This window comes from Roseovarius sp. B-10 (genome assembly GCF_056859295.1).
This window is the reverse complement of sequence record NZ_JBSXOE010000033.1, coordinates 99,722-118,189: the sequence shown is the minus strand read 5'-3', so window position 1 is coordinate 118,189 and position 18,468 is coordinate 99,722. Positions and strand designations below refer to the sequence as shown.

General features: G+C 64.1%; 20 protein-coding genes and 1 tRNA gene. 14 read left to right on the top strand and 7 right to left on the bottom strand.

What is annotated here, in order from left to right; all coding sequences use genetic code 11:
- The first annotated feature begins 437 nt into the window (after nucleotides 1-437).
- From AC13D8_RS11110 to AC13D8_RS11100, 3 genes are all read left to right on the top strand, one after another.
- Complete coding sequence (locus AC13D8_RS11110; RefSeq protein ID WP_482968892.1) at nucleotides 438-1,136, top strand: OmpW/AlkL family protein; 699 nt, start codon at nucleotides 438-440, stop codon at nucleotides 1,134-1,136.
- Between the two features lie 92 nt (nucleotides 1,137-1,228).
- Nucleotides 1,229-1,519 (top strand): nitrate/nitrite transporter NrtS, encoded by a 291-nt coding sequence (gene nrtS / locus AC13D8_RS11105; protein ID WP_482968891.1) that lies wholly within the window; start codon nucleotides 1,229-1,231, stop codon nucleotides 1,517-1,519.
- Nucleotides 1,452-1,940 carry a MerR family transcriptional regulator gene (locus AC13D8_RS11100; protein WP_165375345.1) on the top strand — a complete coding sequence of 163 codons (489 nt, stop codon included), beginning with the start codon at nucleotides 1,452-1,454 and terminating at the stop codon, nucleotides 1,938-1,940. Before nrtS ends, AC13D8_RS11100 begins: the two co-directional genes overlap by 68 nt.
- A gap of 4 nt (nucleotides 1,941-1,944) precedes the next feature.
- Here AC13D8_RS11100 and AC13D8_RS11095 read toward each other — a convergent pair whose 3' ends face one another.
- From AC13D8_RS11095 to AC13D8_RS11075, 5 genes are all read right to left on the bottom strand, one after another.
- Nucleotides 1,945-2,928, bottom strand: a complete 984-nt coding sequence (locus tag AC13D8_RS11095) for a GlxA family transcriptional regulator (protein WP_482968890.1) — start codon at nucleotides 2,926-2,928, stop codon at nucleotides 1,945-1,947.
- On the bottom strand, nucleotides 2,925-3,623 hold the full coding sequence (locus AC13D8_RS11090) for a class I SAM-dependent methyltransferase (protein WP_482968889.1): 699 nt from the start codon (nucleotides 3,621-3,623) through the stop codon (nucleotides 2,925-2,927). Before AC13D8_RS11090 ends, AC13D8_RS11095 begins: the two co-directional genes overlap by 4 nt.
- Nucleotides 3,624-3,670: 47 nt before the next feature.
- A complete protein-coding gene (locus AC13D8_RS11085; protein ID WP_482968888.1) occupies nucleotides 3,671-4,495 on the bottom strand; it encodes a 3-methyl-2-oxobutanoate hydroxymethyltransferase in 825 nt (274 codons plus the stop codon).
- Between the two features lie 336 nt (nucleotides 4,496-4,831).
- A complete protein-coding gene (locus tag AC13D8_RS11080) occupies nucleotides 4,832-5,032 on the bottom strand; it encodes a hypothetical protein (RefSeq protein WP_482968887.1) in 201 nt (66 codons plus the stop codon).
- Nucleotides 5,029-5,973: a LysR family transcriptional regulator gene (locus AC13D8_RS11075; RefSeq protein WP_240611708.1), complete on the bottom strand. Its 945-nt coding sequence runs from the start codon at nucleotides 5,971-5,973 to the stop codon at nucleotides 5,029-5,031. The genes AC13D8_RS11080 and AC13D8_RS11075 overlap by 4 nt, the downstream gene beginning before the upstream one ends.
- Nucleotides 5,974-6,080: 107 nt before the next feature.
- On the opposite strand from AC13D8_RS11075, the gene AC13D8_RS11070 reads away from it, so the two are divergent.
- The 6 genes from AC13D8_RS11070 (at nucleotide 6,081) to AC13D8_RS11045 (ending at nucleotide 11,715) form a co-directional block, all read left to right on the top strand.
- Entirely contained in the window at nucleotides 6,081-6,551 is a 471-nt protein-coding gene (locus AC13D8_RS11070; RefSeq protein ID WP_482968886.1) for a TRAP transporter small permease, read from the top strand.
- Nucleotides 6,548-7,858 (top strand): TRAP transporter large permease, encoded by a 1,311-nt coding sequence (locus AC13D8_RS11065; RefSeq protein ID WP_482968885.1) that lies wholly within the window; start codon nucleotides 6,548-6,550, stop codon nucleotides 7,856-7,858. Before AC13D8_RS11070 ends, AC13D8_RS11065 begins: the two co-directional genes overlap by 4 nt.
- 41 nt (nucleotides 7,859-7,899) lie before the next feature.
- On the top strand, nucleotides 7,900-8,895 hold the full coding sequence (gene dctP, locus AC13D8_RS11060; protein WP_482968884.1) for a TRAP transporter substrate-binding protein DctP: 996 nt from the start codon (nucleotides 7,900-7,902) through the stop codon (nucleotides 8,893-8,895).
- Between the two features lie 61 nt (nucleotides 8,896-8,956).
- Nucleotides 8,957-10,051: an NAD(P)/FAD-dependent oxidoreductase gene (locus AC13D8_RS11055; RefSeq protein ID WP_482968883.1), complete on the top strand. Its 1,095-nt coding sequence runs from the start codon at nucleotides 8,957-8,959 to the stop codon at nucleotides 10,049-10,051.
- Nucleotides 10,032-10,334: a 2Fe-2S iron-sulfur cluster-binding protein gene (locus tag AC13D8_RS11050; protein WP_276308239.1), complete on the top strand. Its 303-nt coding sequence runs from the start codon at nucleotides 10,032-10,034 to the stop codon at nucleotides 10,332-10,334. Before AC13D8_RS11055 ends, AC13D8_RS11050 begins: the two co-directional genes overlap by 20 nt.
- A complete protein-coding gene (locus AC13D8_RS11045; protein ID WP_482968882.1) occupies nucleotides 10,321-11,715 on the top strand; it encodes an FAD/NAD(P)-dependent oxidoreductase in 1,395 nt (464 codons plus the stop codon). Before AC13D8_RS11050 ends, AC13D8_RS11045 begins: the two co-directional genes overlap by 14 nt.
- Nucleotides 11,716-12,233: 518 nt before the next feature.
- Here the strand turns inward: AC13D8_RS11045 and AC13D8_RS11040 are convergent.
- Nucleotides 12,234-12,309 (bottom strand) — tRNA-Thr (locus AC13D8_RS11040).
- 192 nt (nucleotides 12,310-12,501) lie between these two features.
- Between AC13D8_RS11040 and AC13D8_RS11035 the strand changes: the two genes are divergently transcribed.
- From AC13D8_RS11035 to AC13D8_RS11020, 4 genes are read left to right on the top strand one after another with little or no spacing between them, the layout of a single operon-like run.
- A complete protein-coding gene (locus tag AC13D8_RS11035; protein WP_482968881.1) occupies nucleotides 12,502-13,152 on the top strand; it encodes a histidine phosphatase family protein in 651 nt (216 codons plus the stop codon).
- 27 nt (nucleotides 13,153-13,179) lie between these two features.
- Entirely contained in the window at nucleotides 13,180-13,794 is a 615-nt protein-coding gene (locus AC13D8_RS11030) for a glutathione S-transferase family protein (RefSeq protein ID WP_482968880.1), read from the top strand.
- Nucleotides 13,795-13,804: 10 nt separating this feature from the next.
- Entirely contained in the window at nucleotides 13,805-14,860 is a 1,056-nt protein-coding gene (locus tag AC13D8_RS11025) for a saccharopine dehydrogenase (protein WP_482968879.1), read from the top strand.
- A gap of 3 nt (nucleotides 14,861-14,863) precedes the next feature.
- Complete coding sequence (locus tag AC13D8_RS11020; RefSeq protein WP_482968878.1) at nucleotides 14,864-16,006, top strand: saccharopine dehydrogenase family protein; 1,143 nt, start codon at nucleotides 14,864-14,866, stop codon at nucleotides 16,004-16,006.
- A gap of 41 nt (nucleotides 16,007-16,047) precedes the next feature.
- Here the strand turns inward: AC13D8_RS11020 and AC13D8_RS11015 are convergent, their stop codons facing one another.
- Nucleotides 16,048-17,256 (bottom strand): aminopeptidase P family protein, encoded by a 1,209-nt coding sequence (locus AC13D8_RS11015; protein WP_482968877.1) that lies wholly within the window; start codon nucleotides 17,254-17,256, stop codon nucleotides 16,048-16,050.
- Nucleotides 17,257-17,408: 152 nt separating this feature from the next.
- On the opposite strand from AC13D8_RS11015, the gene AC13D8_RS11010 reads away from it, so the two are divergent.
- Entirely contained in the window at nucleotides 17,409-18,401 is a 993-nt protein-coding gene (locus tag AC13D8_RS11010) for a P1 family peptidase (protein ID WP_482968876.1), read from the top strand.
- Nucleotides 18,402-18,468: the final 67 nt, after the last annotated feature.

The following is an 18,468-nucleotide window of genomic DNA, read 5'->3' as shown; positions in this document are numbered from 1 at the left end:
GTGGACTTGCCGCTGCCGGACGGCCCGAGCAGCACCGCCAGCTCGCCGGAGTAAAGCTCTAGGTTGACGCCATCCAGCGCCCGGACCTGCAATTCGCCGGTGTCGTAAACCTTTGTCAGGTCTTGCGTTCGGAATACTGCGCCTATGATCCTCGCTTTCTCGGACAGGCAGCGCGTCGTTCACACCGGTGAGCATGGGCGAAGGCCAAAGAGATTATAGGGCCAGTCAAGCCGCGCTGCGCGGTGGAAATGTTGCCGCAAGAGGGCCGCGTCCATCATGCGGATGTGCGCCTCAACAAGCGCGCGAAGAGGATACTTGATTCTCCATAAATCTCACATTAACGTTAGATTTATGGAAGGGAAAACTGCAATTTCCAGAGGAGATCGCATATAGAATCTCTCTTTCAAAATACAATTTCCAATTGGGAGGAGATAGCGATGAATTACGTGAGCGAACCGGGAGCGATTCCAAGACGGGTGAATCGACTCCGACAAATACTGTTTTTCTTTCCGTTCATCCTGTCGGCAATCGCCTTGCTCGCGGGGGGCGCACTGGCGCAGGACGCCAGGGTGTCAGGCGACGGATGGGCGAACAGATTTCTGGTCCGGGGCAGGCTTGCCGGTGTTCTCCCCGAAGATAGCGCGCAATACAACGTCCCCGTGAGAACCCATGTGTCCGATCAGATCATTCCGGAAATCGACCTGTCGTATTTCCTGACGGACAACATCGCGCTTGAAACCATTTGCTGTATCACGAATCACAAGATTTCCTTGGCTGGCGGCGGTCCGAACATCGGTGACGCATGGCTCGTGCCGCTTTCTGTAATGGCCCAGTATCATTTCCACGCCCGGAGCGGCATAAAGCCCTATGTCGGGGCGGGTCCGGCGCTTGTGGTTGTTACGTCCGAGAGCCGCATGGGTCCGGCAACATCGTTCAATCTGGAGACCTACAATCCAGGCTTCGTGCTGCAAGCCGGTGTTGATATCAAGCTGAAGGACAACTGGTATCTCAACGCCGATATCAAGAAATTCTTCGTTGATATCAACGCACGGGTCACAACCGCCGGAGGCGCCGTTTTCGGCAAGGCCTCCATTGATCCTGTCGTCGCGGGTATCGGGATCGGGTATCGATTCTGATCACGATCTGCGACCGGAAAAGCGCGAATGCCCCGACTTACCGGGGCATTCGCCGTACTGGCCACGCAATGACCACGGGGTATGAGGAGCACATGGAAATTTTCTCGGGACTCGGGGTATCGAAAGCCATCGTCACGCGGTCCGCCCGGGTTGCCATCGTCGTCGGGACGATCCTCAACCTGATCAACCAGAGCGACGCAATTTTCGGCTCCGCCGAAAGTGATCTTGCAAAGGCCGGCCTGACCTATTGCGTTCCGTTTTTTGTTGCTATGTATGGGGCGCTATCCGCAACGAGAGATTACAGGAAGAATTCCCTTGGCCAAGACCAGCGCCACCAGACAGATGAAGATCGGGGAGCTCGCGCGGCGCAGTCGCTTGAGTGAGCGATCATTGCGCCATTACGAGGATCTCGGCATCCTGAATCCGGAGCGCAGCGACGGAGGGACGCGGACTTATGGCGAGCGTGACGTCGTTCTGGCAAAGCTGATCCAGAACATGCGGGATCTTGATATCCCGCTCGAAGTCATCGCATCGATCGCGGGGGTCCGGGCCCATCACTCCACCGGCGCAGGCTCTTCGCAAGAGGTGGCGGCCAGGCTCGGTGAACTGTCCGATACCCTGATGCTCATGGCCCGCCTTGCGATCGAACTTCAGGGCGAAGTGAACAGTGTTTTGAGCGCGGTCAATGAATGCCGTGGCTGCAAGAACAAGCCATCCCGATCGGGATGTCCCACCTGTCCGATGAACACGGTATCGGAAACCTCGCCCTTGGCGGATATGATCTGGCGCGGTGAACCCGCCTGAGCCCTCAAACCTCGGCTGAATAGTCCAGTACACGCTCTCTGTGTTTGCCACGAAAATCCGTGGGCGTGATGCCGTAGAATTTCCTGAAGGCGGTTGCGAGCGTGCCGGTCGCGCCAAAGCCGGTGGCGGCGGCGATGTCGATCAGCGGCAGTTTCGTACTCTGGATCAGGTGATGCGCCCGCCGGACACGTAATTGCTTGTAGTAATGGCCCGGAGAGGTTTCGAACACCGCGCGGAAACGCCGCTCTAGGCAGCGCTGCGAGATGTCTACCTGACCGGCGATCTCGGCGATGGAGAGCGGGTCCGAAAGGTTCTCTCCCATGATGGCGAGGGCATCTGACACGGCCTTGTCATAGAACTTGTGAAAGGCCTCTGGGGCGAAGGGCTGGGTACTGGAACTGGTGCGGATCTCGGGCAAAAGCAGGTGGCGGCCGATCTCGGTAATCTCTGACACGGGCAGGTCACGGGCCAGCAGGCCGATGACCAATTCCGCCGTTGCCGCGCGGCCCGCCGCAGTAATGATGCCGTTGGAGAATTCCGACAGGTTCTCGGTCAGGCGCGGTTGATCCTGGGTTTCGCGCAGGACAACCGCATCGGCCCAATGGGTCGTGACGGCGCCGGTCTCGATCTGGGTGCGGGCGATGAAGGTGGTGGCGGCATCGGCCAGCAGGATCACCGTGCGCCCCTGCCGCCGCATGCTGCGGATGCGTGCCATCCAGATGGCGGGATCGGCGGTTCTCGACGAAATGACAATGAGGAAATCGGCCAGACAGTGATCGGGAATGACCGGCTCCGCCCGCACGAGGCAGGCGCCGGCCCCCTGCACGATCCCGGGCCGATCCGAAATGATCCGCCAAGCAAAGCGCCGTGCGCCATGCACCATGTTCGCGGTCTGGAGGGTATGGATGATCGCGGCAAGCTCCAGATCGCAGAACTTGCCCTGCACGAAAATCTCGAAGACCGTGGTGTTGTGTTCTGATGTCGTCACGTCTGTCTATTCGAGTTTGATATCTTCGACGGGTTTCGGGTCTTTCGAAATACTTGGCCCACAATGGGCCAGGATATCCGGATGCCAGAACATCTTAGCATACGCAGACTTGCAAGCGCAGTTTCAAGCGGCCCCGGACACTCCCGCTGCCCCGCCTTGCAAGCGCTCCACCCGCGAAAGACCCCGATCAAGTCCTCCACGGAAACGGTCCTGCACAGGGCGGCACAAGGCAGTTCGACCTTCTCTCCGCGAAACGCGAGCCCGGCGTAGCCTGACACCACCCAGCCGCGCTCTGGTTCCCAGAAGTGGTCGATTAGCGAGAAAAAATCCGTGCAGGCACCTCGGACATCCTCCGGTAATTCGATCTCTCCCCATGCGAGCGCGGCAAAGATCCCGCCCCCGTCAAGTACGCGATGGGCCTCGGCAAGATGTGGTGCCAAATCGAAGTGATGCAGCGCTTGCATGGACACCACCATGTCGACGCTATCTGATGGCAATGGTAGATTTTCCGCGCTGCACTTGACGTATCCCACGGGTGATGCGGCGGGCGCTGGGTAGGCGGATTTTGGTGGTTTCGGGTCCGTGGCAATGGCGAGGTTGAAATGCTTCGACATGAAGCCACTGATCTCGGCCTCGCCGGCACCGCATTCAACGATGACCCGGCGCTGTCGCGGCAACCCTGCGAGCCAGCGCATGAATTGCGCCGGCTCCAGAGACGGGGTGCTACGATCGCACATGTATTTCAGCCGACAAGCGACATGAACTTCTCGTGTTCCCCTTCAAGCATGGTGTGCGAAAGATCCGGCTTGGGGAACTGACCGCCCTTTGCCGCGGCAAAATAGGCCGAATAGGCCTTCTGCATCTCGCCCCAGACGTCACCAAAGACTTCACGCTTTGGCGGGATCGGAAACACGGAACACCCGATGATGTCGCTCGAAACATGGAAAATACCATGCGCATAGGGGCCCGACCCCAGACTGGCGACAGCGACGGGCAGGTTCTCGTAGCACCATTTTGTCAACTCGACCGCGGTATGCTCGAACAAGGCCGCAAAAATGCCCGCATCTATGGATGCACGGACCAGGTCGATGATTGCGGCCGCTTCCTCGGCCGTGCGCCCCGCCGGGCTATGGCCGGAATTCATCACGGCCCGCTCTCCTTGTACGCCGAAATGGCCCACAACGGGGATCCCGGCATCGACGATGGCGCGGATGTGAGGAACCGTTCCAAGCGAGGGCTCGATATGGACGCCATCGGCACCCAGCTTGACCACTTTCGCCGCATTTCGCACGGATTCCTCGATGGAAATGCAAGCGGTGGTGTTGGGCATATTACAGATGATGAACGGGGAGGAAGCGCCGCGGAGCACACCTTCCAGCATATAAAGCTGCTCCTCGAAATCCACAGTGGCCATCGACTTGTGCCCCATGAGCCCCATCGGACCGGGGCTGCCACAGCATAGAAGATCCATCCCGAGTTCCTCGGCCATGATCGCACTTGGCGTGTCGTGGCATTCCATACCGACGATGCGCTCTCCCTTCTGGACCTTCTCCGCCAGATGTTTCATTCGGGTCTTTCTACGCTTTGCCATTCTGATTTCCTCCCTATGGACAGAACAAGTGATGAGATTCCAACATTATCTGACATTAATGTCAGATTTCAACAAGAATCGATCCGATGCTCAAACTCTGCGGGAAAAGGTGAGGAATCCATTTGTCCCTCGCTTGTGGGGACAGTGAATGTTGCCATCTTGAAAACTTGCCAGTTTTCCGAGCGACGTCGGTGCCGCTTATCCTGCCCACCAGATGACGAAATCGAATGGTCAAACTGTCAGAGGTCGGCACGAACTGGCAGCGGGCCGGGTTGGTGTTCCATTCATCAACTCCCTGCACCGCCTCGCATTTCAGCCCGCAGCCTTGACGATACCTTTCGCGATCAGCGTGTCGATCTGCTCGTCACTGAGGCCGATATCCGTCGACAAGACCTTTGCTTTATCCTCACCCAACAAGCTCGGCGCCTGGCTCGCGGCCGGGCCTTCACCGTCGAACCGTGAGATGAAAGATGAGCCACACCGCGCGGGGCACAATTGGCGCCCGACATTCATCGCTGTTGCAATGAGTCTTCAATATCGCTTTGCATCTTTTCAACCGCCGCCTGCAGGTCCGCGATAAATGCGCGGCTGGCCATGGATGGCGTCGCGTAACCAGGGGTCAGGATCGAGACGCTGTTGGAAATGCGGGGCCGGAACCGGCGGATCGCCAGACGCGCCGGTTCCTGGGTTTGGAGAAGGTAACTGTAGGCCGTGATCATGTCGCAGACCATCACGCAGACCCCGGCGGCGACGAACTGCAGACCCGGCAGGAAAGTGCGCAGTTCAAGACGCTTGTTGAAGCGGCAGCCCGAGGCGCGAAACGCGGCTTCGGTCTGCACGGCGGTGTTGTGTTCGTCGAAGAGCACCGCCATCGGACTTCCGTCGAGATTGTCGGGGGTTATGACGGGGGCGCGCGCCAAGGGATCGTCGGCGCGCAGCACACAGACGCATTCGAGATCGTACTCCACCTGCGCGATGGAGGCGCGGGGCGCGGGCGTTTCGGCGAAACCAACGTCGTATTGCTGTGAGGCAATCAGGTCTTCGATCACGTCCGAGGAACGCATGATGAGGGACAGCTCGAGATCGTCCTTGTCCAGCAGAAACCGCGTCAGCAGGCGCGGCAGGAATACGCTGGAGGCGGCCGGGTGGCAGGCGATCTTGAGCTTGCCCGCTTGCAGCGTGCTGATCCGGCTGAGCGTGCGTTCGGTGCGTTCGACCCGACCGAGGATTTCCTCGCATTCCTCCAGAAAGTAATGCGCCTCGGGGGTGGGGGTGAGCTTGCCCTGCATGCGCACGAAGAGAGCAAAGCCCAATTGATCCTCGAGCGTGCGGATCATGGTGGAGACCGCCGGTTGCGTGCGCCCTACGCTGCGCGCCGCCTGGCTGATCGAGCCCGACCGCATGACCTCGCGAAAGGTGGTGAGCTGGCGCAGGGAGAGATGCATTTTGCTCATAATCCAAATTGATGGACTCAAAGATATAATCAAATTGAATTTATAAGTTGTGTCCAGTGTAATTCCCAGAACGTCGGTGTGGGACAGGCACCGGCAAGGAGGAGGTCATGGATACATTCTCGAAATACCTGCTGACGACACTGATCTGCGTGGTGGCGCTCGGCCAGTTCGTTCAGGTCATCACGCGCTATGTCTTGCAGGTGCCGGTGATGGGGTTGGAGGAGACGATGCTCTATCCCACGCTCTGGCTTTATATCCTCGGTTCCGTGAACGCCTCGCGCGAGAACACCCATATCCGCGCCAATGTGCTGGAGATATTCATCAAGACCGAGCGGGGGCACAATATTCTCGCCATCCTGGGCGAGATCATCAGCCTGATCGTCGGCCTGTGGCTGCTGTCCTGGGCCTGGGATTACACGCAATACGCCTGGCGCGTCTGGCGCGAGAGCCCGACGCTCTACATCCCAACCTTCTATTCTGACATCGCGCTCCTCGTGGGGCTGGGACTGATGATGGCCTACACCGCCTCGCATCTCGCGGCGCATGTCCGCCGTCTCGCACAAGGAAGCGCGTCATGATCGAGATCGCCCTTCTGGCCATTGCCCTGCTGGTGATCACGCTGACGCTGGGGGTGCCGCTGCCCTACTGTTTCGGGGCCGCGTTGATGGTGATGTATTTCCTCGGCGACGTGACGATGAAGGGCATGATGCTCTGGGGGTTCCAGCAAATGGGCAACCCGGTGCTGCTGGCCATTCCGCTCTTTGTGGTTGCCGGCACGATCATGTCCGAGAGCGGGATAGCCGCCTCGCTGCTGCGCTTTGTCAACGCGTTTATCGGCCATGTACGCGGTGGGCTTGGTGTTGTGGCGGCGGTCTCCTGTGCGGTGATCGGGGCGATTTCAGGCTCGGGCCTGACGGGTATCGCGGCCATCGGCCCGCTGCTCATCCCCGAGATGGAAAAGCGCGGCTATCCCCGCGAATACGCCACTGCCCTGATCGCCAATTCCTCGATCCTCGGGCTGCTCATCCCGCCCTCGGTCACGATGATCGTCTATGGCTGGGTCACCGACACTTCGATCCTCGCCTGTTTCCTGGCCACGCTCGGCCCGGGCCTGCTGATCATGGTGGCGTTTTCCGTGATCAACCTCGTGATGAGCCGCAAGTTCAACCTCGTCCTCGATGACAAGCCGTCGTTTTCGGAACTGTCGGGCGAGGTAGCGCGGCGCGGGTTTCACGCCTTTCCGGCGCTTCTGATGCCGGTGATCATCCTCGGCGGCATCTATGGCGGGATCATGACGCCCACCGAGGCCGCCGCCGTCGCCGTGATCTACGCGGTGCCGGTCGGCTTCCTGATCTACAAGGGGCTGAAATGGTCGAATTTCCTGTCGGCGGGGCGCGAGGCCGCAACGGCGGTGGGCGCGATCATGATGATGATCCTGTTTTCCATGATCCTCAGCCAGATGTTCGTCTATGAAAGCATCCCGCAGCAACTGGTGCAGGGCATCTTCTCGATCACCGAGAACAAGGTGCTGCTGCTGATCATGATCAACATCCTGCTATTCCTGGTGGGCATGGTGGTCAATGACGTGACCGCGATCATCCTGATTGCGCCGCTTCTGCTGCCCTTGATGAACGCCATCGGGGTGAGCCCGGTGCAATTCGCCGCGATCATGGGGGTCAACACCGCCATGGGGGGCGTGACGCCGCCCTATGCCTCGATCCTCTACCTTGGCGCGCGGATCGGCAAGGTGAAGGTCACCAAGGTGATCCCGCCCGCGATGAAGCTCATTCTCTTCGGTTACGTGCCGGTGGTGTTCCTCACCTCGCTCTGGCCGGACCTGTCGCTCTTTCTACCGCGTTTCTTCGGCTACGACGTGGCCCCCTGACTACACCCCTCAACCCAAACTCAACACGGAGGATTACCCCAATGAAACATACCATGCTGGCCACCGCTGCCGCCGCGCTCATGGCGCTTACGCCCATGGCCGAGGCACAGGATCTCAAGATGAGCCATGTCCGCCCGCAGGGCGCGACCATCGACGTCGAGCTTCGGGCGTTTTCCGAGGCCGTCAAGGAGGCCACCGGCGGCGATGTTAGCGTCAATATCTTCGCCGCCTCCGCACTGGGCGATTACACCACCGTGCAGGAGCGCATCAGCGTGGGCGCCATCGACATGGCCACGCAGCCCGCCGCCACCGCCGCCGATCGCCGCATGCAGATCAGCTCTTTCCCCTATCTGGCTGGTAACTGGGAGCAGGCCCGCGCGGTCTATGGCCCCGGCGGCGTGGTGCGCGAGGTGATGGCCGGGCTTTATGCCGAGCAGGACATCACCATGCTGGCGGCCTACCCGGTGTATTTCGGGGGCATCTCGCTCAATGTCGACAACCCGCAGGCCGGATCGGTCGAACCCAACGGCATCAAGGTGCGCGTGCCGGGCATCAAGAGCTTTCAGCTGACCGGCGAGGCGCTCGGCTACATCCCGTCGCCGATCCCGTTCTCCGAGGCGTTTACCGCCGTGCAGACCGGCGTCGTTGACGGTGTGATCGGATCCGGGGCCGAGGGCTACTACGCGTCGTTCCGAGACGTGACAAAGACCTACATCCCCGCCAATACCCATTTCGAGGTCTGGTACATGATCATCTCGAACGAGAGCCTTGCCGGGCTGTCCGACGAGGATCAGGCGGCGCTCAAGGACCAGGCGGCGGCGTTCGAGGCAACCCGCTGGGAGGTGGCCGAGGCCGATCAGGCGCGCAACGAGCAGCGGCTGGTGGATGATCTGGGTGCGACCGTGGTTGCGCTGAGCGACGAACAACTGGCCGCAATGGCCGCCAAGGCGCGCGCCGATGTCTGGCCCGCCGTGCTGGAGGATGTAGGCGCCGATTGGGGCCAGGCGATCCTCGACAAGGTGGCGGCGAGCAACTGAGCCTCAATAGGACAGGGCGGCGCGTGCCGCCCTGTCGTCGCCCAAGCCGGGATCGGAACCCATGAGCAGCGATTATGTCATCATCGGCGGCGGGGTCGTCGGCCTCTCCACCGCCTGGGGCCTGCTCAAGCGCGGGCTTCGGGTGACGGTGCTGGATGGTGATGACGGGTCGTTCCGGGCCAGCCGGGGCAATTTCGGCCTTGTCTGGGTGCAATCCAAGGGCATGAACCAGCCGCGCTATGCGCGCTGGTCGCAAACCTCAGCCGCCGCGTGGGCCGAGTTCGCCGCCGAGTTGGGCGAGGCCACGGGGCAGGACCTCGGGCTGGAGCAGAAGGGCGGCTACGATTTCCATTTCTCCGAGGAGAGCCTTCAGGCAACGGTAGAGAACTACGAGGTGCTGAAGGAAAAACTGGACGGCAATTACCCGTTCGAGGTGCTGGGCCGCAACGCCCTGCGCAAGGAAGAGCCGCATATCGGACCCAAGGTCATGGGCGCGATCCTGCATCATCAGGATGGCCACGCCAATCCGCTGCGCCTGCTGCGCGCGCTCGCCGCCGATGTGCGGCGCATGGGCGGGCGGGTGCTGACCGGCAGGACGGTGACGGATGTGACCAAGCCCGACGGGTTCCGCGTGGTCTGCGCTGACGGCGCTATCGTCGAGGCGGGCAAGCTGGTGCTGTCGGCAGGGCTGGGCGCGGCACAGCTTGGGCCGAAGCTGGGCTTCAAGGCCCCGGTGCGGCCACAGCGCGGGCAGGTGCTGATCACCGAGAAACTGCCCAAGATCATCAACCGCCCGTCGCTCATCGCGCGGCAGGTGGACGAGGGCGGCGTGCAGATCGGGGCCACGAACGAGGAGGTGGGGCTCGACGACGGCGTGACTCAACCGGGCCTCTCAAGCCTCGCCGCCGAGGCGATTGCGGCCTACCCGGTGCTGGCGCGAGCGCAGCTTGTGCGGTCATGGGGCGCGCTGCGGGTGCTCTCGCCCGATGGCTTGCCGATCTATCAGGAGAGTGCCGAGATGCCCGGCGCCTATCTCGTGACCTGTCATAGCGGCATCACGCTCGCCGCAGCACATGCCCGGTTCCTGCCCGACTGGCTGGAGGGGACCGAGGCAGCACCCGACCTGGAGGTGTTCGGTGAAGCCCGCTTTTCTTGAATTGTCCCCCGATGCGCACCGCGTGCCGGTGCGCTTTGCCGGGGAAACGCTGATGCTGCCCGAGGGCGCGAATCTGGCCGCCGCCCTGCTGGCCGCCGGGGTGACGGTGCTGCGGCACACGCCAGTCTCGGGCGCGCCGCGCGCACCCTTTTGCATGATGGGGGCCTGTTTCGACTGTCTGCTCGAGGTGGAGGGTGTCGTGCGGCAGGCTTGCATGATCGAGGTTACCGAGGGGCTGGAGATCGCCCGCCCGCATGAGGGGCCTTGCGATGACACGCTTTGACCTGGCCATCATCGGCGCGGGGCCCGCCGGTATGGCCGCTGCCGCTACGGCGGCGGAGGTGGGGATGTCGGTTTGCGTGCTGGATGAGCAGCCCCGCGCGGGCGGGCAGATCTATCGCGACGTAGAGCGCGCGGCGGGCCTGCGCGGGGATATTCTGGGCAAGGATTACACCCAAGGCGCGCCGCTGGTGGCGGGGCTGCGGCAGGCGGGGATCACGCATGTCGGCGGCGCGGTGGTCTGGGCCATCGAGCCGGGCTTTCGTTTTTCCTACACCTGCGACGGGGCAGCGGCGCAGGTCGAGGCGGCGCGCGTGTTGCTCGCCACCGGTGCGCTGGAACGGCCCATGCCGCTGCCGGGCTGGACCTTGCCAGGCGTGATGACGGCGGGGGCGGGGCAAATCCTGCTCAAGCAGTCGGGCGTCTTGGCGCGGCGCGCGGTGCTGGTGGGCTCGGGCCCGCTGCTTTATCTCATTGCGGTGCAGATGGTGCGGGCAGGCACGCCGCCCTTGGCACTGGTCGAGACGCAGAGGCGCGCGGACCTCATCCGTTCCGCACAGCATTTGGGGGGCGCGCTGCGCGGCTGGCGCTACCTGCTCAAGGGGCTGGGCCTGCTGGCCGAGATCACGCGCGCCCGCGTGCCGCGCCATACCGGGGCCACGGAGATTGAGGTCGAGGGCGAGGGCCGAGCCGAGGCGGTGTCCTTCGAGAGCCGGGGCAAGCACCACCGCATCGCCTGCGAGACGGTCTACCTGCATCACGGAGTAGTGCCGAACACGCAAGCCGCGCGCTCCCTTGGTGTCAGTCATAAATGGAACGCGGCGCAGGCTTGCTTCGTGCCGGTCCTCGATGAGTGGGGCCAGAGCGATGTGCCCGGGGTTTGCATCGCCGGGGATGGGGCCGGGATCGGCGGGGCCAGGGTGGCCGGAATCGCCGGGCGGCTGGCCGCGTTGAAGCTGGCCGAGGAAGCCGGGCGCTTGTCCGCGTCCGACCGTGATGAAAGGGCCACCCCATTACACGCTGCCCTGTCGGTCGAGCGGGCGGCGCGGCCCTTTCTCGATCTGGCCTATCCCCCTTATGCCGGCGCCATCGCGCCGGCCGACACCACCGTGATCTGCCGCTGCGAGGAAGTCACCGCTGGCGACATAAGAACTTACGCCAGGATCGGCTGCCTTGGCCCCAACCAGACCAAGGCCTTTGGCCGTGCGGGTATGGGGCCGTGCCAGGGCCGTTATTGCGGATTGACCGTTACCGCCCTGTTGGCCGAGGCGAACGGGCAATCGCCCGACGAAACCGGCTATTACCGCATACGCCCGCCGCTCAAACCGATTACGCTGGGCGAGCTGGCCTCCATGGACGGGCCCGAGAAGGACGCGGCGGGATAGGATCACCGCATCATGCAACGGATCGGACCCGACCAAAGCATGAGCAAGCGCATCAAGCACAGTGCAGCGAAATCGGCCGCATCTCCCCGGTGTTGACGGGGCTATTCGTCGGCCTTGGATATCATGATCGGCCCAAGGGTCAGGACGGCCCGAAACGGGGGTGGGCTGCATACGCTGTCCAAGCTTGTTCCTTCATGGGCCAGGTCCGCGGCGCGGGTGCGGCCGCGGGCAGTCTCGGCCTCGCGCGCGGCCAGCAACTTGTCGATCTCGCCCGCCACTGGACGCAGCTCAAGAAATCAGCCCTCGCCCGTCCGCGCGGCCTGCCCCGCCCGCAGCGCCGCAACCCGCGCGCGGTCACAACCATACATGAAGCAGCAATACAGCCTATGCGTCGAGGTGCTTCTCACCAAGAAAGTAGAATATCCCGGTCTTCGCGACGATGAATGGGCGCGACATGGTCTACCGGCTCCGATCAACTTCAAGAAGCTGGAGCGAAACGACTCTTTCAGTTGAGGAAGTGGTGCCGCTGAAGGGACTCGAACCCCCGACCCCATCATTACGAATGACGTGCTCTACCAGCTGAGCTACAGCGGCCACCTTCTCGCCCGCGGGCCGGGTCTGGCGCGGCGGGACCGGGTGCCGCTTTAACCGAGCCGGGGGCAGGGCGCAACAGGAATTGCGCGCGCGCCCACGCGCCCGGGCCGGTGCTCCGAGAAATCCGCCCATGCCACCTTTCGCCCGGTCGCGCGGGGCGCTAACGTCGCGGCGAAAGACGGGGGGCGAAATGTGACCGAGATCGTTCTGGTGCGGCACGGGCAGGCCAACAACAGGGCCACCGACGAGGCGGGATATGACCGGCTCTCGCCCTTGGGCGTGCAGCAGGCGGATTGGCTCGGCATGCACATGCGCGCCACCGATCCGCATTTCGACCGGGTCATCACCGGCACGCTCGCCCGGCAGCGGGGCACGGCCGACGCCATGGGCTATGGCGGCGGCGACGTGGACGCGCGCCTCGACGAGCTGAGCTATTTCGCGCTGGCGCAGGCCGTGGAGGCGCAGCACGGCATCCCCGCCCCGCAGGATGCCACGCAATTCGCGCGCTACCTGCCGCGGGTCATCGAACATTGGGCGCAAGGCAATCTCGACGGGTTGCCCGAGAGTTACGAGAGCTTCTCGGCCCGCGTGACGGACCTGCTCGACGAGCTGTCGGGCAGCGGCGGGCGCGTGCTCGTTGTCACCTCCGGGGGCGTGATCGGCATGGCCATGCGCCACGCGCTCGGGCTCGACATCGGCGGCATGTCCAAGGTCATGCTGCAAGTGATGAACAGTTCGCTGCACCGTGTGCACCATGTCCATGACATGCTGATGGTGGGGGCGTTCAACGCCACGCCGCATCTCGACGCACCGGACCGGGCCCATGCCCGCACCTTTATCTGAAACGGGCATCTGAGACGGGAGAGGAACATGAAACTCTATTATGCAAGGGGCACAATCGCCATCGCCGTGGCCATCGCACTCCACGAGGCGGGGCTCGAGTTCGAGCCGGTGCGGCTCGATTTCAAGGCGGGCGAGCAGACGCAACCGCGGTATCACGCGGTCAACCCAAAGGGGCGCGTGCCGGCACTCGTGACCGAGAGCGGCATCCTGACCGAGACCGCCGCCATTCTTGAGCACATCGCCGACCTCGCGCCTGCCGCCGGGCTGCGCCCGACCGATCCGTTTGAGGCCGCGAAGATGCGCGAGGCGATGTGCTATCTCGCCTCGACCATGCATGTGAACCATGCGCACCGCGTGCGCGGCCATCGCTGGGCCGACGAGGAAAGCTCGCTCGCCGACATGAAGGCCAAGGCCGTCGAGACCATGACCGCGAGCGCGGCCCATGTCGAAAACCACATGCTCAAGGGGCCCTACGTGCTGGGCGAGGCGGTCTCGCTGGCCGATCCGTATCTCTACGTCGCCTGTAGCTGGCTGCCCGGTGACGGGGTGGACATGGCGGCCTATCCAAAGATCACCGCCTTTGTCGAGGCGATGCGCACCCGTGCCTCGGTGGCGCAGGTCATCGCCGATGACATGATCTGAGAGGACAACCATGACACATCTCTGGGTCCGGGCCGAGCAGCGGCCGAATGAGGAACGGGTGGGGATCACGCCCGACGGAGCGGCGCAACTGGTCGCCAAGGGTATGCGCGTGACGGTCGAGGAAAGCCGCAATCGTGCGATCCCGATTGACGGCTACCGCGACGCGGGCTGCGAGATCGCGCCCGAGGGCGCGTGGCCCGACGCCCCCGCCGATGCCATCATCTTCGGGCTCAAGGAACTGCCCGAGGATGGCACGCCGCTACGCCATCGTCACGTCATGTTCGGCCATGCCTTCAAGGGGCAGCATTCCGGCAAACGGCTGTTGCAGCGGTTCAGGGCCGGGGGCGGCGTGCTCTATGACCTGGAATACCTCGTGGACGAGGACGGACGCCGCGTCGCTGCCTTCGGCTACTGGGCGGGCTATGCGGGCGCGGCGGTGTCGCTCATGGCATGGGCGGCGCAGCGGCAGGGCAAGACCTGTCCGCCCGTCGATACCTTTGCGGGCCGCGATGCGTTGTTGGCGGCGCTCGCCGCGCAGCTCGACGCCACCGGCGCGCCCCGGCCCACGGCCATCGTCATCGGCGCGCTGGGCCGCGTCGGCACCGGGGCGAGCGACCTGTGCGAGGCGCTGGACGTGACGGTGACCCGCTGGGACATGGCAGAGACCGCGCATGGCGGGCCGTTCCCGGAACTCCTCGCGCATGACCTGTTCATCAACTGCATCCTCGCGCGCCCCGGCACGCCGGTCTTCGTGCCGAAATCGGCGGTGGCTGAACCCCGCCGCCTGACGGTGATCGGTGACGTGGCCTGCGATCCCGACAGCGATTACAACCCGGTGCCGGTCTATGACCGCGCCACCACCTGGGCCGAGCCGGCGGTACGCGTCCATGACGCACCGCCACTTGACGTGATGGCCATCGACAACCTGCCCTCGCTCCTGCCGCGCGAATCCTCGGAGGATTTCGCCGCGCAGCTTCTCCCCTATCTCGGGACGCTCGACGCCATCGACGCGGGCGTCTGGGGCCGGGCGCGGGCGACATTCGACACCCATATCAAGGAGGTCTGAAACATGACGATTCACTGGTGCGGCACCGGCCTTTCGGCCATCCCCGGCCTGCGGCGGCTGATCGAGGCGGGCCATGACGTGACCGTGTGGAACCGCTCCACCGACAAGGCGCAGGCGGCGGTGGGCGACCTGACCGACCGGATCAACGCCTTCGACAAGGACGCGCTCGCCGCCGCCCTCGCCCCCGGCGATGTGGTCGTCTCGATGCTGCCCGGGGACTGGCATGTGCCGCTGGCGGAGCTGTGCCTGTCCAAGGGCGCACATTTCGTCTCGTCCTCCTACATTGCGCCAGAGATGCGGGCGCTGGATGAGACCGCACGCGCACGCGGGCTGAGCCTCGTCAACGAGATCGGCCTCGATCCGGGGATCGACCACCTGATGGCGCATCACCTCGTGGCCGATTATCGCGCCTCGGGGGTGTGCGACGCGGCCAACGACCTCAGCTTCACCTCCTATTGCGGCGGCGTGCCCAAACACCCCAATGCCTTCCGCTACAAGTTCAGCTGGTCGCCCTTGGGCGTGCTCAAGGCGCTTCGCTCGCCCTCGCGCTCGATCCGCGAGTTCGCGGAGTTGAACGTCGCGCGGCCGTGGGATGCGATCTCGTCCTACCAGGCCCCATTGCCGACGCCCGAGACCTTCGAGGTCTACCCCAACCGCGATTCCATCCCCTTTATCGCGGATTACCGCTTCGACCCCGACTGGCGGGTCAGGGATTTCGTGCGCGGCACGCTGCGGCTCAACGGCTGGTCAGAGGCGTGGAAGGACGTGTTTGCCGAGATCGAGACGCTCGAGGGCGATGCCGGCGAGGCGCGGCTCAGGGAAATGTCCGATCAGTTCTGGCGAGAGAACGCCTATGACGAGGGCGAGCCGGATCGCGTCGTGCTCTGCGTCGGGCTGCGGGCCGAGCGGGACGGCGCGCCCGTTTGGCACAAGACCTACGTGATGGACGCATGGGGCGACCTGCGCGGCATGGCGATGGCGCGGCTGGTGTCGGTGCCCGTCTCGCTGGCGGTCGAATCGGTGCTGGCACGCGAAATACCTGCGGGCGTCAGCCCCGCGCCGCACGACCCGAAGCTGGTGGCGCGCTACCTGTCCGAGGTTGACCGGCTGGCGCAGCATTTGCAGGTGGTGGATCACCTCGCCTGAACGGTGTGCCGGGGCGGCGCGATGCCGCCCCGGCACCGGGCTCAACCCACCACGTTGAAGTCCGGGCCGTAAGGATAGCCGGTGATGTTCTCGTTGCCGTCCTCGGTGATCACGAGAATATCGTGCTCGCGGTAGCCACCGGCGCCGGGCTGTCCCTCGGCAAGCGTGAGCATCGGCTCCATCGAGATCACCATGCCCGGCTCCAGAACCGTGTCGATATCCTCGCGCAGTTCCAGCCCCGCCTCGCGGCCATAGTAGTGGCTTAGAATGCCAAAGCTGTGGCCATAGCCGAAGGTGCGGTATTGCAGCAGATCGCGCTCTTCGAAGAACGCGTTGATCTGGTGCGTGACCTCGGCGCAGCTCACCCCGGGCTTCAGCAGTGACATGCCGAATTCATGGGCGGCAACATTGGCCTCCCAGATATTGCGGCTGGCCGCGTCCACCTCGCCCGCGAACATGGTGCGTTCCAGCGCCACGTAGTAACCCGACACCATCGGGAAGGTGTTGAGCGACAGGATATCGCCGCGCTCGATCATGCGCGCCGTCACCGGGTTGTGCGCGCCATCGGTGTTGATCCCGGACTGGAACCACACCCATGTGTCGCGGTACTCGGCCTCGGGAAAGCGCTTGGCGATCTCCAATTCCATCGCATCGCGGCCCGCCATTGCCACGTCGATCTCGCGCGCGCCGACGGTCACGGCGTCGCGGATGGCGTAGCCGCCCACATCGGCCACCTGTGCGCAGGACCGGATCAGGGCAATCTCGGCTTCGGATTTGCGCATCCGCTGCCGCATCGTGGCCGGGGCGAGGTCCAGCATCGTCAAGGGCTCGAGGAAATCCTCCAGCCTGTCGCGCTGCATCAGCGTCAGGTGATCGCCCTCGTAGCCGACGACCCCGCCTGTCCCTGCCACGGACCGCACCGCGCGCCAGAAATTGTCGCGCTGCCAGTCGGTATAGGTGATGTTGTCGCAAAATGACCGCCGCCACGGCTGGCCCGCGTCGATGCCCGCGCTGATGGTGATGCAGTCGGTTTCGGTGATGACAAGGGCATAGGGCCGCCCGAATGAACAATAGAGAAAGCCCGAATAATACGCGATATTGTGCATCGATGTGAGGACGACGGCGCTTGCCCCCGCCTCCTCCATGATCGCGCGCAGGCCCGCGACCCGCGCCTCGTATTCGGGCACGGCAAAGGGCAGCGGGGCCTTTTCGCCGTTGTGGAAGCGGTAGAAGTCTGGACGTGCAGTCATTGTGACCCTCCTTGCAAAAGAAGGTCCCGGCGTTCAGGACTGTTGGGAAAGGCCCTGATCGGGGCGACGCCATCGCCCGGGCCTGATGCCTTTTCTTGCCGATCGCATGTGCTCTGGCAAGGTGGTTTGTGGCCGGAACGGAGATTTGCGGCATGATTACGCGGACAGGTGCGCGCAACCTTATCACCGATGTGGCCGGGCTGAGAGTGGGCAATGCCGGGGATGACGCGCTGCGCTCCGGCGTGACTGTGCTCACCGCCGCCGCCCCCGTTACCGCCGGGGTGCATGTCATGGGCGGCGCGCCGGGCACGCGCGAGACCGATCTGCTCGCCCCCGACCGCGCGGTGCAGAAGGTGGACGCGTTGGTGCTGTCGGGCGGCTCGGCCTTTGGCCTCGATGCGGCCTCGGGCGTGGCGGAGGGGCTGCGCGACATGGGGCGCGGCTTTGCCGTGGGGGATGTGCGCGTGCCCATCGTGCCCGCCGCGATCCTGTTCGATCTCGCGAACGGCGGGGACAAGGGCTGGTCGGATAATCCTTACAAGGCGCTTGGCCGCGCCGCGCTCGCCGACGTATCGGAGGATTTCGCCCTCGGCAGCGAGGGCGCCGGGACCGGTGCCACCACGGCCACGTTCAAGGGCGGGCTCGGCTCCGCTTCCACGATCCTGCCGGATGGCAGCACGGTGGGGGCGCTGGTGGCCGTGAACGCTCTTGGTTCGGCCACGGTGGGGGATGGGCCGCATTTCTGGGCCGCGCCCTTCGAGATCGACGGGGAATTCGGTGGGTTCGGCCCGGCCGCGTCCTTCCCCAACCCGCTGGTTGCGCCGACCAAGCTCGCGCAGCACGCCAACACCACCATCGGCATCGTCGCCACCGACGCCACGCTCACACAGGCGCAATGCACCCGGCTCGCCACTGCCGCGCATGACGGACTTGCCCGCGCTCTGCTGCCGTCGCACACGCTGATGGATGGTGACCTGGTCTTCGCCGCCGCCACAGGGGCGCGCCCCGCGCCCGACCTTGCTGCGCAGGTGCTGCTGGGCCACGCCGCCGCCTGCACCATGGCCCGCGCCATCGCCCGTGCGATCCACGCCGCCCGCCCGGCGCCCGGCGACCTGCTGCCGACGTGGTCGGAGCGGTTCGGCTGAGAGAAAAGCGGCCCCGGTGTTTCCACCGGGGCCCTGGGACACAACAGACGTGAGCGGTGGCATACCG